General features: G+C 31.8%; 23 protein-coding genes and 2 pseudogenes. 11 read left to right on the forward strand and 14 right to left on the reverse strand.

The features are described from left to right. Window positions 1–136 precede the first annotated feature (136 nt). Window positions 137–607: an RNA polymerase sigma factor gene (locus BBG48_RS07370; RefSeq protein WP_068913132.1), complete on the forward strand. Its 471-nt coding sequence runs from the start codon at window positions 137–139 to the stop codon at window positions 605–607. A gap of 13 nt (window positions 608–620) precedes the next feature. Further along, complete coding sequence (locus BBG48_RS07375) at window positions 621–1,649, forward strand: DUF4179 domain-containing protein (RefSeq protein ID WP_068913134.1); 1,029 nt, start codon at window positions 621–623, stop codon at window positions 1,647–1,649. 203 nt (window positions 1,650–1,852) lie between these two features. Here the strand turns inward: BBG48_RS07375 and BBG48_RS07380 are convergent, their stop codons facing one another. The 6 genes from BBG48_RS07380 to BBG48_RS07405 form a co-directional block, all read right to left on the reverse strand. Next, window positions 1,853–3,532 carry a GGDEF domain-containing protein gene (locus tag BBG48_RS07380; RefSeq protein WP_068913135.1) on the reverse strand — a complete coding sequence of 560 codons (1,680 nt, stop codon included), beginning with the start codon at window positions 3,530–3,532 and terminating at the stop codon, window positions 1,853–1,855. 156 nt (window positions 3,533–3,688) lie between these two features. Then, window positions 3,689–5,827, reverse strand: a complete 2,139-nt coding sequence (locus BBG48_RS07385) for a methyl-accepting chemotaxis protein (RefSeq protein WP_094754425.1) — start codon at window positions 5,825–5,827, stop codon at window positions 3,689–3,691. 467 nt (window positions 5,828–6,294) lie between these two features. Beyond that, window positions 6,295–6,777, reverse strand: a complete 483-nt coding sequence (locus BBG48_RS07390; RefSeq protein ID WP_068913137.1) for a PaaI family thioesterase — start codon at window positions 6,775–6,777, stop codon at window positions 6,295–6,297. 145 nt (window positions 6,778–6,922) lie between these two features. Next, window positions 6,923–8,632, reverse strand: a complete 1,710-nt coding sequence (locus BBG48_RS07395) for a methyl-accepting chemotaxis protein (RefSeq protein WP_068913138.1) — start codon at window positions 8,630–8,632, stop codon at window positions 6,923–6,925. Between the two features lie 174 nt (window positions 8,633–8,806). Further along, window positions 8,807–9,571 carry an ABC transporter ATP-binding protein gene (locus BBG48_RS07400; RefSeq protein ID WP_068913140.1) on the reverse strand — a complete coding sequence of 255 codons (765 nt, stop codon included), beginning with the start codon at window positions 9,569–9,571 and terminating at the stop codon, window positions 8,807–8,809. Window positions 9,572–9,602: 31 nt separating this feature from the next. Continuing rightward, window positions 9,603–10,475: an ABC transporter permease gene (locus BBG48_RS07405; protein ID WP_068913142.1), complete on the reverse strand. Its 873-nt coding sequence runs from the start codon at window positions 10,473–10,475 to the stop codon at window positions 9,603–9,605. 359 nt (window positions 10,476–10,834) lie between these two features. On the opposite strand from BBG48_RS07405, the gene BBG48_RS07410 reads away from it, so the two are divergent. Beyond that, entirely contained in the window at window positions 10,835–11,113 is a 279-nt protein-coding gene (locus BBG48_RS07410; protein WP_068913144.1) for a helix-turn-helix domain-containing protein, read from the forward strand. A 77-nt stretch (window positions 11,114–11,190) separates the two neighbouring features. Continuing rightward, window positions 11,191–11,550 (forward strand): annotated as a pseudogene (locus BBG48_RS11595) (IS630 family transposase). A 325-nt stretch (window positions 11,551–11,875) separates the two neighbouring features. Here the strand turns inward: BBG48_RS11595 and BBG48_RS07425 are convergent. Then, window positions 11,876–13,939, reverse strand: coding sequence for a methyl-accepting chemotaxis protein (locus tag BBG48_RS07425; RefSeq protein ID WP_068913145.1), 2,064 nt, complete (start codon window positions 13,937–13,939; stop codon window positions 11,876–11,878). Between the two features lie 445 nt (window positions 13,940–14,384). On the opposite strand from BBG48_RS07425, the pseudogene BBG48_RS11600 reads away from it, so the two are divergent. After that, window positions 14,385–14,487 (forward strand): annotated as a pseudogene (locus BBG48_RS11600) (hypothetical protein); the annotation flags it as partial. A 241-nt stretch (window positions 14,488–14,728) separates the two neighbouring features. On the opposite strand, the gene BBG48_RS07435 reads toward BBG48_RS11600, so the two are convergent. The 4 genes from BBG48_RS07435 to rplU all read right to left on the reverse strand — a co-directional run bounded on the left by BBG48_RS07435 (window position 14,729) and on the right by rplU (window position 17,374). After that, a complete protein-coding gene (locus tag BBG48_RS07435) occupies window positions 14,729–16,087 on the reverse strand; it encodes a ComEC/Rec2 family competence protein (RefSeq protein ID WP_068913249.1) in 1,359 nt (452 codons plus the stop codon). A 350-nt stretch (window positions 16,088–16,437) separates the two neighbouring features. Then, window positions 16,438–16,722: a 50S ribosomal protein L27 gene (gene rpmA / locus BBG48_RS07440; RefSeq protein WP_068913147.1), complete on the reverse strand. Its 285-nt coding sequence runs from the start codon at window positions 16,720–16,722 to the stop codon at window positions 16,438–16,440. Next, complete coding sequence (locus BBG48_RS07445) at window positions 16,719–17,063, reverse strand: ribosomal-processing cysteine protease Prp (protein WP_068913149.1); 345 nt, start codon at window positions 17,061–17,063, stop codon at window positions 16,719–16,721. The genes rpmA and BBG48_RS07445 overlap by 4 nt, the downstream gene beginning before the upstream one ends. A gap of 5 nt (window positions 17,064–17,068) precedes the next feature. Beyond that, window positions 17,069–17,374, reverse strand: coding sequence for a 50S ribosomal protein L21 (gene rplU / locus BBG48_RS07450; RefSeq protein ID WP_068913150.1), 306 nt, complete (start codon window positions 17,372–17,374; stop codon window positions 17,069–17,071). Between the two features lie 552 nt (window positions 17,375–17,926). Between rplU and BBG48_RS07455 the strand changes: the two genes are divergently transcribed. The 4 genes from BBG48_RS07455 (at window position 17,927) to BBG48_RS07470 (ending at window position 22,540) form a co-directional block, all read left to right on the forward strand. Beyond that, window positions 17,927–18,184 (forward strand): thioredoxin family protein, encoded by a 258-nt coding sequence (locus tag BBG48_RS07455; RefSeq protein ID WP_068913152.1) that lies wholly within the window; start codon window positions 17,927–17,929, stop codon window positions 18,182–18,184. Between the two features lie 14 nt (window positions 18,185–18,198). Then, the gene (locus tag BBG48_RS07460; protein ID WP_068913154.1) at window positions 18,199–19,830 is read left to right on the forward strand and encodes a putative manganese-dependent inorganic diphosphatase; all 1,632 of its coding nucleotides are present in this window, start codon (window positions 18,199–18,201) and stop codon (window positions 19,828–19,830) included. 31 nt (window positions 19,831–19,861) lie between these two features. Beyond that, a complete protein-coding gene (locus tag BBG48_RS07465; protein WP_068913156.1) occupies window positions 19,862–21,535 on the forward strand; it encodes a hypothetical protein in 1,674 nt (557 codons plus the stop codon). 177 nt (window positions 21,536–21,712) lie between these two features. After that, on the forward strand, window positions 21,713–22,540 hold the full coding sequence (locus BBG48_RS07470; protein ID WP_068913157.1) for a thermonuclease family protein: 828 nt from the start codon (window positions 21,713–21,715) through the stop codon (window positions 22,538–22,540). Window positions 22,541–23,130: 590 nt separating this feature from the next. On the opposite strand, the gene msrB is transcribed toward BBG48_RS07470, so the two are convergent. Next, window positions 23,131–24,204: a peptide-methionine (R)-S-oxide reductase MsrB gene (msrB, locus tag BBG48_RS07480; protein WP_068913159.1), complete on the reverse strand. Its 1,074-nt coding sequence runs from the start codon at window positions 24,202–24,204 to the stop codon at window positions 23,131–23,133. A 255-nt stretch (window positions 24,205–24,459) separates the two neighbouring features. Between msrB and BBG48_RS07485 the strand changes: the two genes are divergently transcribed. Together BBG48_RS07485 and BBG48_RS11655 are read left to right on the forward strand one after the other, a co-directional pair. Continuing rightward, entirely contained in the window at window positions 24,460–25,056 is a 597-nt protein-coding gene (locus BBG48_RS07485) for a copper amine oxidase N-terminal domain-containing protein (RefSeq protein ID WP_068913161.1), read from the forward strand. Between the two features lie 69 nt (window positions 25,057–25,125). Continuing rightward, window positions 25,126–25,275, forward strand: a complete 150-nt coding sequence (locus BBG48_RS11655) for a hypothetical protein (protein WP_456297792.1) — start codon at window positions 25,126–25,128, stop codon at window positions 25,273–25,275. 343 nt (window positions 25,276–25,618) lie between these two features. On the opposite strand, the gene rpsI is transcribed toward BBG48_RS11655, so the two are convergent. Both rpsI and rplM read right to left on the reverse strand, forming a co-directional pair. Then, entirely contained in the window at window positions 25,619–26,017 is a 399-nt protein-coding gene (gene rpsI / locus BBG48_RS07490; RefSeq protein ID WP_068913163.1) for a 30S ribosomal protein S9, read from the reverse strand. A 14-nt stretch (window positions 26,018–26,031) separates the two neighbouring features. Next, window positions 26,032–26,463, reverse strand: coding sequence for a 50S ribosomal protein L13 (gene rplM / locus BBG48_RS07495; RefSeq protein ID WP_068913165.1), 432 nt, complete (start codon window positions 26,461–26,463; stop codon window positions 26,032–26,034). Between the last annotated feature and the right edge of the window lie 453 nt (window positions 26,464–26,916).

The raw sequence follows: 26,916 nt of genomic DNA on the forward strand, positions 1-26,916 counted from the left end.
TATTCAAATTTGTCAATCAACTTGACTGCGTTATTATCCTTTCGCATTTATTTTTGATATAATATATTTATAAAAACTTATAAAAAATGCAACCTTTTATATATCTCACACGTCTAATGTGTAAAAGGAGGTTACGATGAATAAAAATGAACTATTTAAAAAGTTGATGCAAAACAGAGAAAAAGATTTATACAAAATCGCATATTCATATATGAAAAATGAAAATGACGCTATGGACGTAGTTCAAGATACACTTTTAAAAGGCTTAGAAAAATTTGATTATCTTGAAAAAAAGGAATATTTTGACACTTGGATTATAAGAATTTTGATAAACACCTGCAAAGATACTCTTAAAAAAAGAAAAATGAATTTAACTATCGATGACCAAGACTTTACACTCACCTTACAAGAAAAAGACACAGAGGGTGTAATTGATTTAATAAAAACATTGGACTTACTAAATGACGAAGAAAGGGAGCTAATAAACCTAAAGTATTTTCAAAATAAAAAGCTCAGCGAAATTTCTGAAATTAAAGGCGTGAAAATAGGCACTGTAAAAAGCAGATTAAGTAGAACATTGGATAAATTAAAAGAAAATTTAGCTTAAATAGGAGGAAGATATGAATATAAATGATTTAGATAAAATAAAAGTGCCAAAAAATTTTGATGAAAGGATTAATAAAATATACAAAAAAAATAGCAAACCACATTATATAAGAAATGTGATTGCCGCATCATTTTTGATATTTCTAGCAGGATTTACAGTGCCTGGCTATACAAGGGATATGCCGATATACTCAAATATTTTTACAATGCTGGGCATGGAAAAATACCAAGACAGCAGTGAATTAATACTTATGACCAAAAAGGACAAGGGGATAAAAATTACTTTATCAGATGTGATATTATCAAACAATGTTTTGTCATACACTTATATTATCGAAACTGATAAAGACATCGACTTAGGAAAAAACGTCAGCACATTTATGGGTATAGACCATATATCATGGTTAAAATATGGTATAACAGGCTTAGGCGGCAGCTCCCATGTAGAGCAAAAAAGTCCTACCACTTATGTTGGTGTGGACGAACAAACCTTGACATTTAATGGTGAAACGCCCGAACAAATGAATTTAATCATAAAGGCTGATAGAATTGAAAGTTTCAATAAAGATTACCAAAAAAATATAGAAATAAAAGGAAATTGGACATTCCCAGTAAAAGTCACAAAACTTGCTGCAAATGTCATTAAACCTAAAGATGTATTTGAAAAAGACGGAGTATTTGCAAAAGTTAATAATATAAGCGTGGACAGCTCAGTTACTAATATTCAAGTTGACACTTGGAATAAATTAGGCTTAGTAAACTATGTATATGACGTACAAAATGTAAAATTGACTGATGAAAATGGCAATTCGTATGATGTTAAAGGTGGAGGCATCAGCTCTGACGATAAAAGCAGCAAAAGCTACTTTCAAACAAAAGTCTTGGAAAAAGGTATGAAATATAAATTTCAATTTGACTTGATAATGGTTGAATATATGGGTTTTAATGAAAACAACATCAAAGAAAAAATCCAAGGCTATGGTACAGAGGCTTACAATAACGCCAAGAAAAAAATACAAGTTGAAATACCGTTTGAATATTAAGCATAAAACAAAACTTTATTAAAGCATCAATAAAGGCTCAAATATGTTCATCAAAGGGAAATGCTAGTATCGCCGAAAGCGAAAAATACCCTAAGATAAATATATTGAGCCTTTTATAATAGCTTTTATTAAATAAACTTTAACGCTTATTGCTACTAAACCTCTAAAATAAAACTAAACTGCTCTTTATTTTTCTAGCAGCTTTATGTCTCACAAATCTGATTTTTTACTTCGCTTTTATAGCTGTACATCCTTTCGTCAGCCAATTTAACTACATTTTCATATCCTGTAGTAGCAAACTCTTTACTGCTTGCAATCCCATAGGATACACTTAAACTATAACCCTTTTCGCCATCACGATTGACTTCATCAATAACTCTAAATAACTGTTTAATATTATCATTTATATCTTCAACCTTGTCAAACTGGGCTACTACTATAAATTCATCTCCGCCATATCTTATTTTTTTACAATAATCGTCACTGAAAGAACTATTAAGACAATTCGCAAAATTAACCAGCATTTCATCACCCTTGTCGTGTCCTAAATGGTCATTTACTTCTTTAAGATTATTTAAATCAAACATGACAATATAATAATCAAACCCATTTTTTATTAAATCCATTATATATGCAATCCCTGATGTCCTATTACCAAGACCTGTTAATTTATCTATATATGCCAAGCTTTTTAATACCCTTATTTGCATTTCATATTTTTCTATTTCATCAAGCTCCAAAAAGTATAAAAATAACGGAATTATTATCATTACCAATACGGCTATTGTGATAAGATTGTCATTTGTTATATCCATAATTTCAGTCAAATTAAAATTATGTATTATAATATGTACAACAATTAGTGCAAAACTAATACAGTTGCCAATAAGCAACACATTTTCGTATTTTTTCTGATTTTTATAGTCTATATATAAAGTATAAAATAACACCAATAAGACGATTAAGGCATAATTTCTAAAAAGCATAATCGTTTTTGATATACAAAGTGTTCCTGAAAGGTGAAGTGCAGTTGCTCCAATTAATATCAACAAGCTTAATAATTTGACTATATCTATAGCCTTAGTTTTACCCGATTTTTTCTTTATCAATGCAACCAAGAACAGATACATGACAAAGGTAGCGTAAATCGAAAAATATTCCAAAAAAGATATTATTTCATAATTTCCTGTTATCGCTTGTATTATTCCGCTTGTAGTACAATTCCATAGACCTATAAAGAACATAGTTGCAAATGAATATGATAAATGTAAATTATTCTTTTTTGTAATAAGGAATAATACTACATACACTAGATTTCCAAATGCCCCTAATGAAAACAAGAATATTCCTGAAACTATCCCAAATACGTTATTTATAAGGATTTCATGCCAAATATTATTACTTGAAGTAAATTTAAAAAAATCTACCCATCTGTAAGACATATCCTCTACAATCCTTTGCTTTATCACTAAATCTGAGGTTTTATCTCCCAAGCTCCTTAGCTTGACTATATGATATCCTCTACCTAAGGTCTTACCTTCTCTATATAAATCTTCACCGTAAGAATATATATTTTCCCCTGATAAAAATACATCTATGGTAGAACCGTATGTTCTGAAAACTAGATTTTCATTATTATCTGACAACTTGAAATCTTTTTTAGTTATAGTCACTACATCTCCAGCCTTTACAGGAGGAACGTTTATTTTGTCTATATACAGATTTTCATAAACCTTGTCATTTATATTCAAATTTACTTTTTCTTCATCCCAATTAATTATACTAGCATCACTATTTTTGAAAATATATACAAATATCAGCGATATAGCTAATAATGAAAGAACTGCAAGTATCTTCTCGACATTTCTCTCCAGAATTTCCATTTTTTCTACAATTCCTCCAAAAGCTTTTATTTAGTCATATTCTTAAAATGATAAATTAAATTTATAAATTCTACAACATAATTTTTATTATGTTGTAGAATTTTTCAATGCTCAAGCTTTCAATACAACATTAAAATTTCATTTTCAAATTTTTTTCTATAGTCTAAATTTAGCAATCTGTTCTTGTAATTCCATTGCCAAATGTGCCAAGTTTTCAGACGCCGAAAGTATATCATTTATTGATTGCGTTTGTGATGTAACAGAGGCTGACGCTTGCTCAGTTGTAGCAGCATTTTCCTCAGCTATTGCTGACAGATTTTCTACAACTCCTACTATTTTATTTGTTCCGTCTTGTATATTTTTTGATGACGATGTTATCTTTTCTATTATTTCTTCACTAATCTCTACAGCTTGTGCAATTTGGTTAAAGTTATCTTGAGTGTCGTCTGCACTTTGGACTTGCTGCTCTACAGTTTTTCCTACCTCTGTCATCGTATCTACTGCACCTTGTGTACCACTTTTTAGCTCTACAATAACAGATTTTATCTCTTCTGTAAAACCGGCAGTTTGTTCCGCTAATTTTCTTATTTCTTCGGCTACTACTGCAAAGCCTTTGCCTGCCTCACCGGCTCTTGCCGCCTCTATAGCAGCATTTAGGGCAAGTAGGTTAGTTTGGTCTGATATGGATTGTATCATTTCACTTGCTGATGTAATTTTATCCGCACTCTTGTTTGCCTCAACCAATACTACGGTCATATCTTGTGCAGCTTGATTTGCCTTATCTGTTATTTGCATAAGCTGTTTAAGAGACTCTTGACCGTTTTCCTTTTTTACATTTATAGTTTCTACAGCGTCATTTAGTTCAGTAACCATTTTTGCAGTATTTTCTACAACAGCTTGAATATCTTGGATATTTTGTGCTGCATCAGTAGTATCGTGAGCTTGGCTTGTTGCTCCTTCAGCAATATTATTTACTGCACTTGACACCTCATTTGAAGAGTCTAATGTGCTTTGTGATGTAGCTGTAAGCTCTTCACTTGTTGCAGCTAAATTTTGTGCATCATTTGAAATTGTTGATATCAATGTCTTAACATTTTCAGCCATAGACGATGCTGAGGACACTATTTCGCTTATCTCGTCTTTATATTTTAGGTAAGGCAGCAGCTGCTGTCTTTCTTCATGCTTACTAAAATCATATTCAGCATATTTCCTCAAGCCACCGGCTAGTAATGTCAATGGCTTAGAAACCATTTTTTTAATTATAAAATATATTATAAAAGAAATTAAAATTATAACCAATATATTTATTATTATAGTCAACTTCACCATTTCTTTAGCTCCATCGACAAAATTATCTTTTAAGTCAACTATCGTATATGTCCAAACCTCATCTGTCCCTGCAATTGGTAGAGGTGTTGTCATAAATAACGCATTTCCTTTGTCAATTTTAATTTCTGCTGTCTGTTCAGAGCCTTTTGAAGTTTTTTCTGCAATCTCCTTTATTTTAGGATTAACACCAAAAGCATCCTTTCCTATTAATGCTAAATCCTCAGAGTTTATTACATATTTTCCTGTATTTGAAATTATTTCTATATGTGACATATCTGCTGACATCTGTTTTTCCAAATTGTTTGCTATTGCTTTTAAATCTATATCTACAGTACAAACACCTATAGTTTTTCCGTTAAAATTTATAGGATAAGAAAGCGTAGTGGCTGTAGTGCCATAAGATGTCTGATATGGGTCTGTTATAGAGGCTTTGCCTGATGAAATTACCCCCGCATACCAACTGCCACTAAAATCAGGTAGACCTGATGCTTCAACTTTGCCATCTTTTTTGGTCAAATTTATTCCATATCTGCCTAATTCGCCATCTTTTCCATCAAACACATTTGGTTCAAAGAATGCTCCCAAACCTGATACAAGGTTATCATCCACTTCAAAAGTATTAAAAACAAGTTCCTCTAGGTATTTTCTATCACGATTTTCTGCAGGATTTTTCTTCATATATAAATCCGTTGCCATTTGCAAGCCACGCACCATTGTATTCGCCTCGCCAAATACCTCTTGTGATTGGCTGGATAGTTTTCTGACTTCTTGTAACCTTACTGTACTTGAAAGTCTTAATTCATGATTGTAGTAGGAAATTCCATCGTACACAAGCTTGGCAGATAATATGACTACTAAAGCCACCACAATGTAAGCTACTAGCCTTGTACCAAGGGATTTAATACCCCCCCCATTTTTTATTTTTTGAGCCTTACCAGTTTGAAGTCGCTGTGCTGAAACTTTCATACCTTGCCTCCTAAAATTTTGAACTACTCTTATAAATCTATAGAAACAATCAGTCCTTTTTATTTTTTACCGATTGTAGTCTATTTTACAAATTATTTAGCATATTCGTTTTTATGTTTTTTTAATGAATATATTGGTTTATAGTTTAGTTAAAGATTATATAAATATGTATCTAATATTGTGATTTTTTATAAGCATTTTAAACAGTTGGGTATTTACTTAATTTTTACTTAATTATACCATTTTTGTAATCGATTTACAATGTTTATCATTATTTTAAGCAAAATTAACATAGCTAAGTTAAAATATTTAAAAAAAAGAAAGACTATAAGAATTTTTATATTCTTATAGCCTTATTTTTTAGGCAACTTATACTAACTTACATAAGAAAATGTAGTATTACACAATAATATGCAGATATTTCACAAAATTTTATCAATTTGTTTTCAATAGTAGTTGGTCATCATTTACATATTATCCTTTACGCCTACTGCTACAATTCTTGCTTTTGCTCTGAGTTCTCCTGCTGCCTCCATTTCCATGTTGACTATTACTTTTCTTTCGCCTATTTCTTCTGGTGTAGCTGTGATTTTTACTGTACCATCAATTGGTACTGGTTTTTTAAAATCTACTTCCAGTCTTGCTGTGATAAAGCGTCCTATTACTGTATCCTCTGTTAAATCAAGTCCTTTATTTTTATGTGCAAAGTATGCTGCTGATGCTGTACCTGTGCAGTCAAATGCCATTGCTATCATGCCGCCAAACAGATTGTTTGGTACTCCTCCGGTGAATTTTTTGTCAGGTACAAATTCACATACGCAGGACTTGCCATCTTCACTTGGCACTGTGTGCAGGTGTATTCCGTCCTCATTTTTTGGGCCGCAGCCCCAGCAATATTGAAATCTTTCTCCATAAGTTTCTTGGATTACTATATCTTTTTGTGTACTCATTTTTACTCCTTTTGTTTTATGTAATATGATAATTATTGTTTTTCTTAAAAAATATTATACATCATATTTTGTATAATTTAAATAAAAAATTGGGGCAAGGAAAATTTTTCTCCTTATCCCAATTTTTATTTATTGATGATTGTATTTAAAATTTAAATTTATTAATTGTATCTTTGATATCGATTATATCGTCATGTAGCACCTGTGTCTGTTGTGATACCATGTGAAGTGAGGCAGACTGCTCTTGTATTGTAGCTGTGGTTTCTTGTGTGCTGGCTGCATTTTCTTCGGCTATTGCTGATAGATTTTGTACTATGTCTACTATCTCTACTTTTTTATTATCCAACAGGTCTGTTGTTTTTTCTAGGTCTACTACTACGTTTTTTAAATCTCCCAAGGAGTTTGATATGTCATTAAACTTATCTTGTGTAGAATATACTTCTGCAGATTGTGCTTTTATTGCCTCGCTCAATATTTTTACTGTATCTACGGCTTTTTCTGAACGTTCTTTTAGTGCTGTGATGACTGTATTTATTTCTTGGGCAAAGCCTATGGATTGCTCAGCCAATGTTCTTACGTTGTCTGCTACTACTGCAAAGCCTTTGCCTGCCTCTCCTGCTCTTGCTGCCTCTATTGCAGCGTTTAGGGCAAGTAGGTTCGTTTGGTCGGCTATTCCTTGTATCATTTGGCTGGCTGTTTCTATTTTTTGTGCATATTCATTTGTTTGGGTAACTATTATATTTATCTGTTCGCTGTCTTTGCTGCTTTTTTCTGTTTTTTCAATTAGTTCGTCTAATATCTTAAAGCCTTCGTCTTTTTTCTTTTCTATTTGTGTTCCTACTTCTCTTAGGTTCTTCATCAGTGTGAAGTCATTTTCTAGGGCTTGTCCCATTTCATTTACTTTTACTGCTGAGTCCTCTGTATCTCTAGCTTGGTCGGATGCTCCTCTTGCTATTTCTTCTACTACTTTTGATATTTCTTCTGATGAATTTGAGCTTTTTTGAATGTTTAGCTTTAGGCTTTCTGAGTTATTTTCTATTTCTAATGCCTTTGAATTAACCTCTGACACTATTTCGTGAACTTTACCGGTAAACATATTAAAGCTTTGTGCTATTTCTCCGATTTCGTCTTTAGATTTTACTTCTAAGCGTTTTGTCAAATCTCCTTCACTGCCTGCTAAATCGTCCATTTGTTTTTTTATTTCGTTTAGGGCGGATACTTTTTTGCCTATAAGTGTAAATGAAGTTGTCAATACTATGACTAATAAAATTATAACTGCATATACAATATAGTTAATCGTTGTAGAAAAGGCTGTCGCCTCGGATACTTTTTTAGCTGAATATTCATTTAGCTGTGTAATAAACTGATTTACATATACATCGATTTTTTCTTTATAAGAGGCATAATTTGTATCAAACATCATTGTGCGTGCCGCATCTATATCGCCCTGCTCAAAGCTTTTCATGGCAATATCTTCGATTTTTGCCAAATTTGCGGACTCTTGTGTTGCTTTTTGTAGTGTATCTATAAACTCTTGTGGAGTTTTCATCTCATTTAGTCTTTCTATGCCCTTTTCTCTTCTTTTTGTTGTATTAACTTCTTCCCAGTAATTGTCGAGGTGCTTTTTATCAGTTGTTATGACGTAAAGTCTTGCCTCATTTGTAAGATAATCTGACGCATCAGCTACGCTTTGGGCAATTTGGCTAAATTCAAACTGTCTGTCATAGGTTTGCATAACGTTCTTGTTCGCCTTGGTCATTACTGACAGCATTGCTATTAATATAAATAAAGTTAACACGATAATAACTATAATACCTTTAAGTAAACTCCTAATCTTTATGTCATTTAACTTCATGTTAATACCCCCACCATTTATAAATATCTTACAACTCAATAAAGTTTATCAAATAATAATAAATTATTCAAGATATAATCTTTAATTTATAGGAATTTTATATATTATTTGAAATTTTAAAAAATACCTCCTAATGCACCGGAGGTATCTTAAAATTTAAAATTTTATGTGTATTTAGCCTATCAATCCTTCAATTTTTTGCAAATATATATCGCTTAGCTGTTTTTCTGTAAGGTTTGCACTTAATTCGTCCAGTACAATTTTGCCTGTGTCAAGCATGATTACTCTGTCAGAATATTTCAGTGCGTCTTTCATATTGTGAGATATCATAATTGTTGTCAATTTTTTAGTTTTTATGAGTTTTTTTGTCTTTTCCATTATTACTGTTGAGGTCTTTGGGTCAAGTGCGGCTGTATGCTCGTCTAACAATAATAAATCAGGGTGTTTCATCGTAGCCATGATTAGCGAAAGCGACTGTTTTTGTCCGCCTGATAAAAATTTTACTTTCGTGCCCATTTTATTTTCAAGTCCTAGGTCTAGCTCTTTTAGTAGCTTTCTATATACATCTAGTTTTCTTAAATCGATTAGTTTTTTTAATGAAAACTTTTCGCCTTTTTTATCTGCCAGTGACATATTTTCAAGTATAGTAAGAGATGGACACACTCCAAAATTTGTATCTTGATGTACCTTGCCTATATGCACTGCTCTTTGTTCTTCTCTAAGTCCGCTTATTTCCTTGCCGTTTATTAGGATTTCTCCGGCGTCCTGAGTAATGCTGCCACCTATAATGTTAAGTAGTGTTGATTTGCCTGAGCCGTTTGTACCAATTAGGGCTGTGCAAGTGCCTGTTTCGAAATTTAGACTGAAGTCTTCAAATAATCTGACTTCGTTTTCGGTATTTTTATTAAATGCCTTGTAAATATTTTTTATTTCTAGCATTATCTTCTCCAATTTTTAAAATTGCAAATATTTAATTCTTCTCTGATTTTTTGTTTAAAAATTTACTTGATAATTCCGCATTATTATATGCGATAAAAGCTATGACTATTAAAGCGGTAGTTGCCTTTAGATAATTTGATGGCAAGCCTATAAAAAGTGCTATCCCCCAAATTAATTTATATGCAATCGCCCCGATTATAGCTCTAGTCGTACCATTTAAATATTTGCTGTTTTTTAATATTGTATCCCCTATGATTATCGATGCCAGTGCATAGACTATAATCCCTGTACCCATGGTAGCATCGGCAAATTTTGAGCTTTGTGCCATAAGTGAGCCTGATAATGCGACAAGCCCGTTTGAAATCATCAGTCCTAGTATCTTATATTTATTTGAATTTTGCCCTAGAGTTCTAACTAATTTTTCGTTGTCTCCGGTTGCAACTATTAAATATCCGACTTCTGTTTTAAAAAATATATCCATTAAAATTTTTATTACCAAGCAAATTAGAATTAGTAAAAATATTACTTGGAGCTTATTTTCCGGAAATATATTGGCTGTAGAAAACAGTGGTAGGTTTGACTTTCCTCTACCTATGGTAGCCAAGTTTATGGAATAAAATATGTTGAGCGTGAGTATACCTGCTAATAGCGGAGTAATTTTCAGTTTTATAAACAAGATAGCTGTAATATATCCTGCTATCATGCCCCCTAAAAAGGCTACACACATAGCAACAATCGGATTTACCCCAATAGTCACTAGTGCGGCAAAAATAAATGCACCAAAAGGAAAACTGCCCTCTACTGACATATCCGCAATATCCAAAACTTTAAATGAGATGAATACTCCCATTGCAAGCACGGCATAAATTAGCCCCTGCTCCAACGACCCTAAAAATAAGCCCATTTAAATCTCCTATCTTCATTTAGTATCACAATCAGCTTTTTTGCAATACCCGTTTAATAAATATTTAAAAAAATCTTTCCAAAAGGAAATTATTCCAATTATATAAAAAAAGACTTTTATAGTCAAGCTTTTAGAACAAATTTATACTGGCATACATTAAAATTTATAGTATAATATAAAGTATGAAAAAAATATACTAAATAACAGAAAAAGAATATGAGCAAGTAGAAAAATTAAGAAAAACAAATACCAATAAAAAAACAGATAAAAAATTAAGAGTAATACCACTAAGATATGAAGGATACACAAATGTATAGATAGCAAAAATTACAGAGTATACTCCCAATTATATAGCCACCTTGTTAAAAAAATTTAAAGAAAGAGAAATAAAACAGTATTATAAAAGTAATATGAAAGGTGGAAATCACAGATATTTGACACAAGAAAAAGAAATATTGTCAGAATTTGAAAAAATAATGAAAAAAGGACAAGTAATAGATGCAAAAATATTAAAAATAAAATTTGATGAAGAAATAGGAAAGCAAACACCGGATAATTTTATATATAGACTATTAAAAAGACATGGATATAGAAAAGTTATGCCAAGAAGCAAGCATCCAAAAAAAGCGAGTAATTAGGATATAAAATCCTCAAAAAAATTAAAAGAATAGCAAAGAAATCAGAAAACGATTACCCAAATAAGAAAATACGAATAATGTTTCAAGATGAAGCCGGCTTTGGTAGAATAAATAAACCCAAGTATTGTTGGTGTAGAAAAGGAATAAGACCACAAGTACCATGTCATCATATAAGAGAATATAGGTACACATATGGAGTAGTAGAACCAAAAACAGGAGAAAATTTTTTCTTAGTAATGCCAAATTGTAATACATATAATATGAATGTATTCATGCAAGAATTATCAAAAGAATATTAACAAGATATGATACTATTAATATGTGATGGAGCAAGTTGGCACAAATCAAAAGGGCTAAAAATATCAAAAAACATCAAAATAATACACATACCTCCATATACACCGGAAATAAATCCCATAGAACAGATATGCAAATAAATCCGACAAATGGGATTCAAGAATGAAGTATTTAAGACATTAAAAGACGTAATTGATAGATTATGTGAAACAATAAATCAACTTACAAAAGATATGGTAAAAAGTATTACATTAAGAAATTGGATACGTGAGATATAAAATATATGCTACAATATTTAACGTACTTTAGTATTAGAATAAAAACGCTACCTTTGAGTTGTTCACATCGGAGCACTTTTTGCCTATGACGAGCACTGGCAATCTCCTTTGTCGAACAACTCAAACTCATTTTTTATAAACTTGCATTCTGATTTAACACAGGTGTTGATATAAACAGGTTTTAGTGTCAGGATATTATTTTAAATTTTGCTACTTCCTTTTGAAGGTCTTCTGATATTTTGGCTAAATCTTCTGATGATTTTCTTATATTTTCCATTGATTGAGCCTGTGTATCCATTGAGGCACTCGCTTGTTGCGTTGCCGCCGCATTTTCTTCGGAGATTGCCGATAAGTCTTGTATAATATTTATTAGATTTGCGTTGCTTTTTACAATCTGTTCTGAAAGTTTTCCTACTTTTTGTATGAATTTTTCGGCATCCTCTATGGAAGCTGACATTTCCATAAAATTATTATTTGTTTCTTGAGCTTTTTGGTTTTGCGTTTTTACAATTTTTGAACTTCCTTCTATGGTGTTTACCGCGAGTTTTGTTCTTTCTCTGAGTTCATTTATTACTTTTTTTATGTCGTTTGTAAATCCGGCGGATTGTTCGGCTAATTTTCTTATCTCTTCTGCAACCACTGCAAAGCCTTTTCCAACTTCACCGGCTCTTGCGGCTTCGATTGCGGCGTTGAGTGCCAATAGGTTGGTCTGGTCGGATATTGACTCGATCATTTCGCTGGCTTTTGATATTTCTTCGGCACTTTTATTTGCGTTCAATATTACGTCTGTGATCTCATCACTTGCTCTGCTGCTTTCTTTTATGGAGTTTTGCAATTCTGATATCGTTCTGTTTCCCGCGTCTTTCTTTTCTTTAATTAAATACACCGAGCCTAATACGTTCTCAAACGCACTTAACATTTCTCCAAGAAGAAGGTTATTATCTTCGACGCTCATAGCTGCATCTTGTGTTTCCTGTGCCTGATTTGTTGCTCCATTTGCAATGTTTGAAACGGCACCTGATACTTCATTTGCTGAAAGAACGGTGGATTCGACAATTTCTTTAAGTTTTTGTGATGTGCTTGCTGTGTTATTGGAATGTTCGTTTATTTTGATTATTGTAGATTTAATGTTTTCCGCCATCCGCTTTATTCCTTTTGACATATCTCCAAGCTCATCGTTTCTGTCAATATAATCATTGTCGATTTCTATATTGAGATTACCGTTTGACAGTTTCAGCACTTCTTCGATAACTTTTTTAATCGGCTTTGTAATTGATTTTGAAACCAGATTGGATATCAAAAGGATTATTATTAATACCGCAATGGAAACTAAAATTATAAGGTTTTGTAAATTTGCGAGGTCTTTTAATATATAGTGTTCAAGTTTTGCCGTACACATAAACAGATCGGTGTTTTTTATAGGCTCGTAATTAAGGATATAGTCTTTGCCGTTAATCGTCTTTTCAACGGTATTTGTATGCCCCTGCACCATATCGGATACTAAGCTTTGAAGCTCTTCATATCCTTGTATGCTGTCGCTTATGTAGTTTTTCATATTCTTAACCAATTCTATGTCGTTATGTGCGATTATGCTTCCGTTTTTATCGACTACAAATGTAAAGTCTTGCGGAGTATCTGTATTTTTGTTTATAATGATGTTATTAAATTCAAGTGAATCGTAGACCGCTCCAAGTACACCGACCATGTTTTTTGTGGAATCTCCGTCTTCGTATATCGGGGTTGTGATTATTGTGTTTAATTTTTTGTCGCCTTCGTTAAGCAGTGGATTAGCTATTATGCTTTTGTTTTCTTTTATTGTACTTATAAAATTAGGCTTGTCTTTTAAATTGAATGTTATATCAGTATTTGGAACGAATGAATCTCCATTCATATAGGATATTTGAAAGTCAACTTTTTCGCCTTTATTTTCAAAAACTTTTGCCCTTAGTCCAAGTGCTTTTTCTTGCCTTTCTTTGTTCATTGAGTATATATCAGCATCTGCGGCTAACTGTTCCAGCATTGTGGTTTTTTCTTTAAGTTTTGAAGAAAAAAGCAGTGCCTGCTCATCGGTGATGGCGTTTATGTAAGATTTGCTGTTATCCAGGATGATTTTTCTCAAAAATACGGATAACCCTATGACTGATATAAGTATTGCAACGAATACCACTGCTGAATAGGTTATGCTTATTTTTTTCCCGATGCTTTTAAAATTAAATACATGTCTTCCTGTCAGATTCTTGTTTACTTTCATTTTTCTGTCCTTTCAAACTTTACGGCAATGTAAAAAACAACACGCCCGAATTTCGCTATAAAAACGCTGTATCAAAGATTGAAACATTTCAAAGCATTTTTAAACAAAAACAGCAGTGTTTTCTTAATTCATCTATTATTATACAGCCAAACATTCGGAAAATCAACACAAACATCAAAATGTTTCCGTAAGCGGGCAGACATGTAATTCAAAACATCTATATAAACACGCTCACAACTTACACGAGAACAAATCTGTTATGGTGATACACGTTTATCATTGTGATTTAAGAGTATATAGAGAATGAAATAAAAAAATCTTATTTATAAATTCGCAATTCGGGTATAATACTGAAATACATTAAAATTTATAGTATAATATAAAATATAAAAAAATATACGAAATAACAGAAAAAGAATATGAACAAGATATGATACTATTAATATGTGATGGAGCAAGTTGGCACAAATCAAAAGGGCTAAAAATATCAAAAAACATCAAAATAATACACATACCTCCATATACACCGGAAATAAATCCCATAGAACAGATATGCAAATAAATCCGACAAATGGGATTCAAGAATGAAGTATTTAAGACATTAAAAGACGTAATTGATAGATTATGTGAAACAATAAATCAACTTACAAAAGATATGGTAAAAAGTATTACATTAAGAAATTGGATACGTGAGATATAAAATATATGCTACAATATTTAACGTACTTTAGTATTACAAGACTTGAAACATTTATTTGGATTTTACCTACTACGAAAATATCAAGATATTTATTTGTCTAAAGATACTAAATTTCTTCTAATAATTTTATGTGTACTATAAAAATATATGGCTAAAATAGCAAAAGTATAAACAGATATTAGATAATAAGCTCTTGGAGTAAACTCCACATACGAAAAAGGAAGTCCGGTAATTTTTTCCATGGAAAAATAGAAAAAATCATATATTGCATTAACTATATTTGCCAAAATTTTAGATAAAAATGGTATCGGATACAAAAATATTGAACTGATTAAAAATGGATAGGAAAATGAAACCAGCGGTACAGCTATCAGATTTGTAAGTATACTGTAAGTAGCAACGCCTTTAAATACTACAGCCACATACACAAATGTCAAAACTTGTGCGGAAATTGTCATTGAAATTAGTGCAAAAACAGCTTTGATGTACTTATTGGCCATTTTTCTTGTGAAAAACTTATAGATTTTGCTGTAAAACATCGCTATGGAAAAAACCGACAAGAGTGACAGGATAAAGCCAGCGTCAAACAATATATACGGGTTTAAAATCATGTAGACAGTCGATAGCAAAAATCCTATCGAATATACGTCATATTTTTTATTCAAATAAATGCTTGCTATATATGTAATGTAAAAGATATACGCTCTGACACATGGACTTGCAAACCCTATTAATGCCACATAAAAAAAGGTCAATGCCGCAGAAGTAAAATATCTTGATTTCACCGGCAGAAAAAACAGCAAGCTAAAAAATATACCTGAAAAAACAATTATGTGAAAGCCTGATATACTTATCAAATGGTTTATACCGGCTAATTGATAAAGCCCTCTTTGCTCAGAATTTATAAACCCTCTGTCCGCTGTAATTAAGGCTCTTAAAATCCCGTTGTGCTTAAAATATATGCGGTCTATAGTTTTATTTAGGTTTTCTCTTATTTTTAGTATGTATATATACGGATTGGATTTGTAGCCGATTTTTTCTATTTTGTTTGCTTTTAATGTATAATCATACCCCTTGGATTTTAGGTATAGATTGTAACTAATTGCTGATGATGTGATTACATATTTATTTTCAGTATACAAATTAGGTTTATGTATTTTTTTACCTTTGTTTTCAGCTCTGTTATCTGTCAAAAGTCCGCTAACCTTTAGTACATCTCCGGCTTTATATTTTTTTTTGGCAAAAATTAAATTTATAACTGTATCTTCACAATAAATCGTCACACTGCTATTTTTTACTCTTACCTCTTTTACAGTTACTATCTTATCCTTGACATTTTGATTTGGCTCAAATTTTTTGAGGTCATATCTTAAATATATGATTGTTAAAAGAAAAGAAAAAATAAATATAATAACCGCTGGATGTCTTAGTTCAAATTTTCTTAACATTTTCAAATACAATCCTTAATGTTAAATTAAAATATGTTGCAGCTTTAAAATCCAATTGTCATCTATTATAGCATATTGAAAAAAGCTATGCTATAATAATATATATTATATTAATAAAATAGTAGGTGCTGTTATAGAATATTTAGCATATCTTTTCATCGCAGGATTTTTAAACATTATTATACAGTTTTTTGTAATAAATTTTTACACAGTTCCTATAATGTTAGCTGTTGACGGCACAATATTATTATGTCTTTTTAAACAGATAATTAAAGACGTTGTCAATAAAAGTTCTAACCGTTATAAAAAACAGGTATTGCCTTTTGGCAATACCTGCTAATGTTTTCAAACTAAGCTTCTTTAGCGTAAACGCTAACTTTTTTTCTTTTTAAATCTTTCTTTTCAAATTTTACTACTCCATCAACCATAGCAAATAAAGTATCGTCTTTACCAAGACCTACGTTAGTTCCCGGATGGATTTTTGTACCTCTTTGTCTAACTATGATAGAGCCTGCTGTAACTAGTTGTCCATCACCGGTTTTAACTCCTAGTCTTTTAGAATGAGAGTCTCTGCCGTTCTTTGATGAACCAACACCCTTTTTACTAGCAAAAAGCTGTAAGTTAATCTTTATCATATTTCCACCTCCTCAAAGTTAAGTGAAATATTATTCTCGTATTGTTCCTGCAAATCTCTAAAGCTAACTTCTAACATTTGAGTTAAGGTATCTAGCTTTATCTGCTGAATATTGTCAACTTTTTGTGGTACATCGATAGTAATTTGACCGGTCTTTTCATCCACTGTGAAAAAATCGTCTCTGTTATCCAGTGCAAGTATCATTGAATTGACTACTGCTTGAGATAATACAGATACTGCCGCACAAACTATATCTTTACCATAGTCGGCATAATTAGCGTGATTACTTATCTGCAAGTTTGTTATCTTGTTATTAGTTTTCTTAATATTAATTTTAATCATATCAACTATGCTTCGATTTTTTCTATCTGTATTTTAGTGAAAGGTTGTCTATGACCTTTTTTTCTACGATAGTCTTTTTTAGCTTTGTATTTGAAAACTATAATCTTCTTGCCTTTGCCATGTTCTACAACTTTAGCAACGACTTTAGCAGATTTTACATCTTCTCCTGCTTTAACGTCTCCGTCATTTGATACTGCTAGTACCTCTACTTCTACAGTATCGCCTTCGTTTGCGTTAAGCTTTTCAACTTCTAGTACATCGCCTTCATTTACCATGTACTGTTTACCGCCAGTTTTGATTATTGCGTACATTTTTACACCTCCTGTTTTTTCAAGTCTCGCCACGATTGGTCTTGCCAAGATGGCAATGTTATATATCACCTAATCTATGTGCGGAAATATACTCGTACAATATACTACAAAATTCTCTTGTTGTCAAACGAATTTTTTATAAATTGCATAGTTTATGATTTTAATTAATATATTAATTTTTACCAAATGTCACTTGTTCCGTTATATTAAACCTCTATTTTTTCTTTATATAAAATAGTTGTTGTTGTTTTTAAAGTAATCTTATGCCCTGTCTATATCTCAATGTATAAAATATTATGTGCAAAGTTTTTTTACTATTATACGTATTATCTGATATATAAGTCAAAATTTTTATATAGAAAACATTATTTTCCCATAAAAAGAAAAATTGTGTGATGTTTTTTGCAAAAGTTTTATTTTTTGTCATTAGTTAATTTTCTTTTAAACTATTAGATGTATATTATCAATATAGCTTAAAATCAATTTACTTTTTATTTTGTGGGTATAATGTTATAATAAAATAAATTTATTTAATTATCGAAAGGATATACTATGAAAAAAATACAACTGTTTACTGCTGATTGGTGTCCTCATTGCTCACACGCAAAGGCTTGGATAAAAGAATTGCAGCAGCAAAATCCTGAGTATGCAAAGCTTGATATACAGACAATAGATGTAGACCATCAAAAAGAAAAATTAGAGGGGTTACATTTTGAGTACATTCCTACTTTTTACATTGATGGTGAAAAGGTAGTAGAGGGTGCAACTCAAAAGGAGCAAGTTAAAAGCGTTTTGGATAAAGCGTTATAAATTGGAGTGGGAAAATGAAAACTCTTGTTTTTGGTCATAAAAATCCTGATACTGATTCAGTTTGTGCTAGCATTTCTTATGCGTACCTCAAGGACAAGCTTAACGATGCTGTCGAGCCTAGGGTTTTGGGCGAAATAAGAAACGAGGCAAAATTTGTGCTTGACTATTTTAAGGTAAAAGCTCCTGCATTTCTTGATAATGTTTGGATACAAGCGAAAGACCTTGATTATGAAAAAATTCTTCCTCTTACTTTGACATCTTCTATATATGATGCTTTTAAGACTATGGAAAAACAAAAAATCCATACTCTTCCAATTATTGATGATGTAGGTAAATTACTTGGTATAGTTTCGATGCAAGATATCGCCTCAGGTCTGTTTTATGCTGACTATGATGCGGTGGATTCAACTTTGTCATCACTTATTAGAACATTTTGTGATGACGAGCTAAATCTTTTTCATACACCCAAGGCTGGATTGGATATAGCTCTTAAAGGAAATCTTGAGGTTTTTGATTCCAATTCTTTTAGTCATAATAATTTAAATGAAGATACTGTTGTAATCTTGGAAAAAAATTATAGGCAGGATTTTTTTGAAAATTTAAATCACTCTCTTGGTCTACTGATTTTGTCAGGTATTGACAGTATTTCAGAATACGAAAAAAGTTTGATAGAAAAATATGATATTCCTGTTTTATCCGTAAATGTAGCTATTGCAGGTGTAGTTACAAAGATTACTCAATCAAGGAGTATCGAGTCTATCATGAAAAAGAGCAATATAGTCAAGTTCACAATGGATGACTATCTCAGCGATATAAAGGACACTACTTTAAAAACTAAGTTTAGAAATTACCCATTACTAGACCATGATGGTAAGTATATCGGTTTTATAGGTAGGAGGCATTTGATAAGACCTGGTAGAAAAAATGTCATTCTTGTAGACCACAACGAATTTCATCAAAGTGCAAATGGTATTGATGAGGCAAATATTCTTGAGGTGGTCGACCATCATAGAATAGGTGGGTTCAAAACTGTTGAGCCTATACAATATATCAGCAAGACTGTAGGCTCTACCTGCACTATTATTCATCAGATGTTTAAAGATGCGGGTATAATGATACCTTATGATATTGCCGGTTTACTGATTAGCGGTATACTTTCTGATACTCTTCATTTTAAATCTCCGACTTGCACAAAATATGATATCGATGCGGCTAATTCCCTAAACAAAATTTTAAAGCTTGACTTAGATAATTACACTAATCAAATGTTTAAGGAGGGTTCTTCTATAAAGGGTCTTAGCCTTGAGCAGATTTTAAATAATGACTTGAAAGAATTTACAATAAAAGGAAAACTGGTCGCTATTTCTCAGATATTTACTCTTGATATTGACTATATAGACAAGATCAGCGAAGAGCTTGTAGTCTATCTTGAAAAGCTGGCTGAGCAAAAGGGTTATTTCAATGTAGTCTTAGCTGTCACCGATATAGTAAAAGAGGGTTCATATATTTATTATTATGCTGATTCTTCAGTAATTAAAAATGCTCTTGGCACTGAATCTAAGCAAGGGGTTTTTGCTCCATATCTAGTTTCTAGAAAAAAACAAATTCTTCCTGAGCTTACTCGTGCATTTGAAGAGGCTTATTAATCAATAGAAATAAAAAATTTTAGGAGTAAAGATGTCTAACATTTTTGCAAAATTAAAAAAAATCTTCCACAAGGATAAGGTCACTGTAGAAAGCTTTGAGCAAGATGGCAATACAACCGGCAAGATTCATGCCACTATTTCTCACTTTAAAACATTCAGCTTGATTGCTCTTGTTATTTTTGCTTTTGTATTTTATTACTTCACGCTGTTCCCGATTAATCTAAAATCATTGCAATTTGATATGTATTTGTTGGTGCTGTTTGGTATTTTGACCTTTATATTTTTTGTAGATTCATTTGCAAATAATACCAGCAAAAAAATATATAAATTTTTGATATCCATCGCAGCTTTATTAGTGGTAGCAATTATTCTATCAAATTTATATTCTTCACCGATATTTCATGCAAAAAAATATGCAAATATGCTACAAAAAGAGACTGCAGATTTTGTTAAAGACTTTCCTGAGGCTGACTTTAACACATTGCCTGTAGTAGACAGAGAAACAGCTGTAAAACTTGGGGCAAGGAAAATGGGAGAAATGGGCGACCTTGTTTCTCAATATGACATAGACGAAACCTACTCTCAAATAAATCTTGCAGGAAAGCCGGTAAGGGTAACACCTCTTGTTTACGCTGATGTGATAAAATGGTTTTTAAACAAGAGCGATGGTATTCCTTACTATATTTCAATAGATATGGTTACTCAAAACTCTTCGCTGGTTAAGCTGGAAAAGCCTATCAAATACTCCATGAGCGATAAATTTGGCAGATATTTGTATAGACACGTTAGATTTAATTACCCTACAGCGATTATCGGCGAAATAAATTTTGAGCTGGATGATGAAAAAAATCCTTATTATGTAGTTTCAGCAATAGAGCCTACGATAGGTTTATTCGGTGCACCCGATGTAAAATATGTCATTGTCGTAGATGCAATCACAGGTAAAACTGAAAAATATTCACCTACTGAGGCTCCTGAATGGATAGACAGAGTATATCCGTCAAACCTAGTGCTTGCACAGCTATATAATAACGGACAATACCAAAAAGGCTTTATCAACTCAAAGATTAAACAAGATGGAGTAACTAAGCCAACAGATGGCTACAACTACGTTTCTAGGGGTGAGGATATATTTCTTTACACCGGTATCACATCTGTATTGCAAGACGCGTCTAATATAGGTTTTGTATTTATAAATATGCGTACAAAACAGACCTCCTACTATCCGGTATCCTCTGCTGAGGAATTTTCAGTAATGGATAGTGCCGCCGGCTCAGTACAAGAAAAAGGATACAAGGCGACCTTCCCTATACTGATAAATCTTAGAGGACGTCCAACCTACTTTATGGCGTTGAAAGATGCCGCACAGCTCACAAAAATGTACTCACTAGTAGACGCTCAAAGCTATCAAAAGGTTGCAGTAGGCTACACTATAAATGATACCTTAGACCAATATATGAAGATAACCAGCGACTTTAACTCTTTTGAATATAGCAATGAAGATAAATCAATTATAGTAGAAGAAATTCATCCGGTAGTTACAGATGGAAATACGCTCTACTATATCCTAGCAAACGATGACAAAACAATCTACATCGCCTCAATTGATGCCTCAGAAAAATTGCCATTTGTTAAAGTCGGTGATACTTTAAATGTAAAAGGTTCACAAAGGGATAATATATTCAGAATAACAAGCATAAATTAAAAATTTAGCAAGAAATGCTTACTAAAGCAATAGCTGAATTTACTAATAAAATTTAAAAAAGCCATGACTTATTTGAAACTAGGTCATGGCTTTTTATCTTTATCCAATTAATTTTAATAATTTGTGTTATAATAAAAATACAAGATTTTAATACCCTAAGCTTTTACCGGAGGATAAATGAATAAAGATAATTTAACAAGAATAATTGCTGCAGTGCTTTATGCTGCATCTGTATTTTATACTACACACGATACTATGACAAGGATTGCTGCAATATTAGTACCTATAATTGTGTTTTTTATAGTAAGATTTCAAAATAAGAATAATAAAAATAATACTAAAAATGTCAATAAACTAGTTGGACTGGCGATCTTACTTATAGCAGTAATGTTTCTAGTATGCGGCAAAACCGACTTGGAAAACTCCAACAAAGCTGCAAAAGTAAAAAAAGCTGTCACAACTAATGAAACTAACAATGAACCTAAGAAAAATTCTCAAGATATCTCTACACAAAGCGAAATACTTGAAAAAGAAACAAAATCAGAGGAAAGCTCAACTAATAATGAAAAACACCAGCTTTATGAAATAGCAAGGGTAGTAGATGGCGACACACTAAAAGTGTATATTGATGGCAAAAAAGAAACCATAAGATTATTAAACGTCAATACCCCCGAAAGCGTGGCAAAAGAAGAATATAGAAACGTACCACTTGGTAAAACTGCCTCAAGCTTTACAAAAAACTTCTTAGACGGACATAAAGTCTACCTAGAATATGATATCGAAAAATTAGACCAATACGGACGCACCCTAGCCTTTGTGTATACAGAAGACGGAGACTGCCTTAACAAGGCACTGATTGAGGCATCCCTTGCAAAGGTCGTAAAATTTGAGCCAAATGTAACACGATATGATGAATACAAAAAAATAGAAAAAAGAGTAAAGCAAAATAAACAAGGCATATGGGCAAATTACGAGGCAGCCTTTCCTAAAAAACCTGAAAATTAAAAGTTTTAAACTTTAATATTGGGAGATGTCATTTTTTTGACACCTCGCCAGTCCTCTTTCACTAAAATATTGAGCGATAATTGGTTGATAAAGTGAGCTATAACGTGTAAAATAAAAAGAAAAAAGAAAAAAGAAAATAGGAGATAAAAGCTGATAGTGCTTGTAAAGCTATGGGTTTAACAATGTCCTCAGCTATTAATATATTTCTTACAACGGAAATAATTGGTCGATTGAATTAGTTGGAACACAGAGTTTCGATTTAGAAGATGAAAACTGGTGTTGTGATGAGATTTTTGATTTTGGAACAAGAGAAAAACCATTATCTTGGAACGAAGAAAAGGCTTGGGATGAAATTTTAGACAAAATGATACAGCTTATAAAAAAGTATTTGGAGCAATGGTCATATTCCAATATATTAAAAAACTACCAAGGAGTAGGAATTGGATTTGTTGATTGAGATATAGAAATAGTATTTAACAAGTGATACACGCCGTAGTTTATCTTTTTTAAATATTTATACATATTTAAAAAAGAAGCTGAAATCTAATTTTTAGATTTCAGCTTATTCTACGTTTACTTATATTAACTATCTACTCAACAAAAACTTTATACTCTGAGTATCCTTTTTCGTCCATTTCTTCATATGGGATAAATTCCAGTGATGCTCCATTTATGCAATATCTTAGTCCGCCTTTGTCCTTTGGTCCATCTGTAAAAACGTGTCCTAGGTGTGAATTAGAATTTTGTGCTCTTACCTCTGTCCTAATCATGCCATGGCTTGTATCTTGATTTTCTTTTACTTTGTCAGTCAATATCGGTTTTGAAAAACTCGGCCAGCCACAACCTCCGTCAAATTTATCTTTTGAGGCAAAAAGTGGCTCTTTTGTGGCTTTATCCACATATATTCCTTTTCTGTACTCTTTATCCAATGGGCTTGAAAATGGTCTTTCTGTAGCTGCATTTACCATAACATCATAAGAAAGCTCGTCCACTCTTTTTTTAAGCTCCTCTTTTGATGGCACAAGATATTTTCCATCTATTAGTGGCTCGTTTGACATATTTAGATTTATATGACAATACCCATTTGGATTTTTATCTAAATAATCTTGGTGATAATCCTCAGCTAAAATAAATTCGGTTAATTTTTGCACCTCTACCGCAAGCTTACCATGTTTTTTTGTTTCAAATGCCATGATTTTATCGATTATCGGCTTATCGTTTTTATCTTCAAAGTAAATACCTGTCCTGTATTGTCTACCTATATCATTACCCTGCTTATTTACAGAGGTTGGGTCTATCACTCTAAAGTAGTGTAGCAAAATTTCTTCTAGTGATATTTTTGAAATGTCGTAGTCCAATTTCAAGGTCTCTGCGTGGTCTGTCTGAGATACGGTCTGATAATTTGTATCTTTGGTCTTTCCGTTGGCATAGCCTACGTCTGTATCTATTACGCCATTAATCCTTTGGAAATATCCCTCCATTCCCCAAAAGCATCCTCCTGCAAGATATATTGTTTTTTTATTTGCCATGATATAATCTGCCTCCTTTTTATTTATGCTTGCACCCTCTTTTGCATTATTAGCCGGACTGCTTGTCATTTTTAAATACATAAAAAACAGCATACCAACTAAAATAATTACTGCCAATAAAATTTTTTTATTCATATTTTTTCCATTCAACAGTTTAGAAAACAAAATGTAATGTATATTTGCTAAAATATTGTTATTTGATACCCAATAATATACATCAAAATCTATTTTACATAAAAAATGTATATAAGCTGTCAATTAATTTCAATTATCAATTTTATAAAGAAAATTAATTTTAGGTTACTAATTGCCCTATTATATTTTTAAATTAAGCTTTAAGTATTATAATGATTAAATAATTTAACAAAAACCTTATTAAAGGAGAATTTTATGAAAAAATTATTTGTAGCAGCATTCGCATTTTTAATGATGGCTGGCTCATCATCAGCTATTGATATTAATTTAAATGGAACTAAAGTCGAAACCGATGTTGATCCATACATAGTAAACGGTAGAACAATGGTGCCACTTTCCGCAATATCCAAAGGACTTGAAAGCCAAGTTGAATGGGAAAACATCAGCAAAACGGCGACTATTAAGAAAAATGGCAAGGTCATATTAGTAACAATTAATAATAAAAATGCTCTAGTTGACGGACATATAATGAAGTTGGATGCACCTGCTGAAATAAAAAATGATAGAACCATGGTACCAATCAGCTTTATCACAAAAGCTCTTGGTATAGATACAAACTGGGACAACGAAAGCAAAACCGTAATACTAGGCGATATAAACAGATATCATTCAGCTAAGCAAATAGAAAAAGCACAAGATGAAGATGTAAAAGATACTGACAGCAAACAAGAAAAAGATGAAATAAAAGAAGTTAATGAAGAAAAGTCTGAACATAAAAAAATCAATAAAGAACAAGAAAACATGACAATTGACAATCAAAAAGAAGAAAAGCAAGACAAAAAAGACAACTAAAAAGCAAAAGCTCAAAAATCAGATAAAAATGCCAATAAATCTACCCAAAACTTATTAATTAAGGGAAACATTAATTACGATGGCGAAAAAATTTACAATATGCCCGATGATAGAGACTACTTCATTACAATCATAAAAGAAAGCAAAGGCGAAAGATGGTTTAAGACAGCACAAGAAGCTGAAGATGCCGGCTGGAAACACGTAGTATACCCCGAATAATAAAATTTTTCTGATTAAAACCTCCATTAGGTATAAGTTTACCTGATGGGGATTTTTTTATGCGCTTAGCTCTGTTCGTAAAATACAAACTATAATCGAATAAATTTTAGGCTAAAATGCAATAATAAAGTTGACCTATACTTTTATAAAACATTTATTTTCTGACAAACAAAATATACAGCGACTGTAGGTATTTACCCCATTGTATAAGATATTTATATTACTTCTTTTTTGAAAAAGCTGAGGAAATATTTTTATATTTAGCTAAACATCAGAAATTAATACCTAAAAAAATAAAGACACTGAAAATTTATAATTTTCAATGCCTTTAAATTCTGAAATACTAACGTTTAGAGAATTGAGGTGCTCTACGAGCAGCTTTAAGACCGTATTTCTTTCTTTCTTTCATTCTTGGGTCTCTTGTTAGGAAGCCTTCAGCTTTAAGTGGTTTTCTAAGGTCATGATCAACTAATAACAATGCCCTAGATATACCATGTCTTATAGCACCTGCTTGACCGGTAAATCCGCCACCAGTAACATTTACAAACACATCATACTTGCCTGTTGTATCTGTAAGCTCAAGAGGACGTCTTACTTCTCTTTTTTGTACTTCATAGCCTTGACCGAAGTATTCTTCTATGTCTCTTTTGTTTATAGTAATCTTGCCGTCTCCTGGAAGAAGTCTAACTCTAGCAACAGAACTTTTTCTTCTGCCTGTGCCGATATATTGTATCTTTGCCATTAATCTGCCTCCTATTAATTAAATTCTAAAACTTCAACTTTTTGAGCCTGATGTGGATGCTCTGGACCCGCAAAAATTCTAAGTCTCTTCATCATGTCAGCTCTAAGCTTGTTTTTAGGAAGCATACCCCTTACAGAGTATTCGATTATCTTGGTTGGATTTTTGACAAGCAGTTTATCAAAATTGATTTCTTTTAAGTTACCTATATATCCTGTATGATGTCTGTAAACCTTGTTTTGTCTCTTTTTACCAGTAACTTGAACCTGTTCTGCATTAATTACTACTACGTAATCTCCACCATCTACGTTAGGTGTAAAAGTAACTTTGTTTTTACCTCTTAAAACTGTAGCAATTTCTGTGGATAGTCTGCCCAAAGTTTTCCCTTTGGCATCGACTAAATACCATTTTCTTTCAACTTCGGAAGGTTTTTGTAAATAACACTTCATTGATTTGTTTCCTCCTAATGAGTATGCATAAATAAACAATACACTAATAATGTATCATAAGTCCGGGGCTAATGGACAACTTATCTACACATTCTTATATATTTTAAATGATATATTATAAAAAGTCAATTGAATTTTAATAATTTTACAAATTAAGAAATTATCTAATGGCATAATATGAAAAGCACTGGTTTTTTATGGTTAATCTTACATTGTTTGATACTTCTTTATCTAGCTGAATTTGGCAAATACATTTATATATGTGCATTAGAAACTCACATATTTAAATTTAATGTTACAATTTGTAAACATTTTTTATGATTACCTTGTCATATTAAATTTTTTATATTAAAATCAAGAAGTAAAAATATTTTGGGTAGAGAAATTTTTTTCGGGGTATAATAGACCATGAGATTAATCACCTCGAATAAAATTTTAAGGAGAATTGATAAT

This window comes from Criibacterium bergeronii (genome assembly GCF_001693775.2).
GTDB classification, from domain to species: domain Bacteria; phylum Bacillota; class Clostridia; order Peptostreptococcales; family Filifactoraceae; genus Peptoanaerobacter; species Peptoanaerobacter bergeronii.

Bases quoted from the DNA above. Each gene is read 5' to 3' on its own strand.
- msrB (WP_068913159.1), bottom strand. From the start codon at position 24,204: ATGAATAAAAAAATTTTATTGGCAGTAATTATTTTAGTTGGTATGCTG.
- BBG48_RS07465 (WP_068913156.1), top strand. From the start codon at position 19,862: ATGTCTAACATTTTTGCAAAATTAAAAAAAATCTTCCACAAGGATAAG.
- BBG48_RS07460 (WP_068913154.1), top strand. From the start codon at position 18,199: ATGAAAACTCTTGTTTTTGGTCATAAAAATCCTGATACTGATTCAGTT.
- BBG48_RS07485 (WP_068913161.1), top strand. From the start codon at position 24,460: ATGAAAAAATTATTTGTAGCAGCATTCGCATTTTTAATGATGGCTGGC.
- BBG48_RS07435 (WP_068913249.1), bottom strand. From the start codon at position 16,087: ATGTTAAGAAAATTTGAACTAAGACATCCAGCGGTTATTATATTTATT.
- rplM (WP_068913165.1), bottom strand. From the start codon at position 26,463: ATGAAGTGTTATTTACAAAAACCTTCCGAAGTTGAAAGAAAATGGTAT.
- BBG48_RS07375 (WP_068913134.1), top strand. From the start codon at position 621: ATGAATATAAATGATTTAGATAAAATAAAAGTGCCAAAAAATTTTGAT.
- BBG48_RS07470 (WP_068913157.1), top strand. From the start codon at position 21,713: ATGAATAAAGATAATTTAACAAGAATAATTGCTGCAGTGCTTTATGCT.
- BBG48_RS07400 (WP_068913140.1), bottom strand. From the start codon at position 9,571: ATGCTAGAAATAAAAAATATTTACAAGGCATTTAATAAAAATACCGAA.
- rpmA (WP_068913147.1), bottom strand. From the start codon at position 16,722: ATGATAAAGATTAACTTACAGCTTTTTGCTAGTAAAAAGGGTGTTGGT.
- BBG48_RS07425 (WP_068913145.1), bottom strand. From the start codon at position 13,939: ATGAAAGTAAACAAGAATCTGACAGGAAGACATGTATTTAATTTTAAA.
- BBG48_RS07385 (WP_094754425.1), bottom strand. From the start codon at position 5,827: ATGAAAGTTTCAGCACAGCGACTTCAAACTGGTAAGGCTCAAAAAATA.
- BBG48_RS07455 (WP_068913152.1), top strand. From the start codon at position 17,927: ATGAAAAAAATACAACTGTTTACTGCTGATTGGTGTCCTCATTGCTCA.
- rplU (WP_068913150.1), bottom strand. From the start codon at position 17,374: ATGTACGCAATAATCAAAACTGGCGGTAAACAGTACATGGTAAATGAA.
- BBG48_RS07405 (WP_068913142.1), bottom strand. From the start codon at position 10,475: ATGGGCTTATTTTTAGGGTCGTTGGAGCAGGGGCTAATTTATGCCGTG.
- BBG48_RS07445 (WP_068913149.1), bottom strand. From the start codon at position 17,063: ATGATTAAAATTAATATTAAGAAAACTAATAACAAGATAACAAACTTG.
- BBG48_RS07380 (WP_068913135.1), bottom strand. From the start codon at position 3,532: ATGGAAATTCTGGAGAGAAATGTCGAGAAGATACTTGCAGTTCTTTCA.
- rpsI (WP_068913163.1), bottom strand. From the start codon at position 26,017: ATGGCAAAGATACAATATATCGGCACAGGCAGAAGAAAAAGTTCTGTT.
- BBG48_RS07395 (WP_068913138.1), bottom strand. From the start codon at position 8,632: ATGAAGTTAAATGACATAAAGATTAGGAGTTTACTTAAAGGTATTATA.
- BBG48_RS07390 (WP_068913137.1), bottom strand. From the start codon at position 6,777: ATGAGTACACAAAAAGATATAGTAATCCAAGAAACTTATGGAGAAAGA.
- BBG48_RS07370 (WP_068913132.1), top strand. From the start codon at position 137: ATGAATAAAAATGAACTATTTAAAAAGTTGATGCAAAACAGAGAAAAA.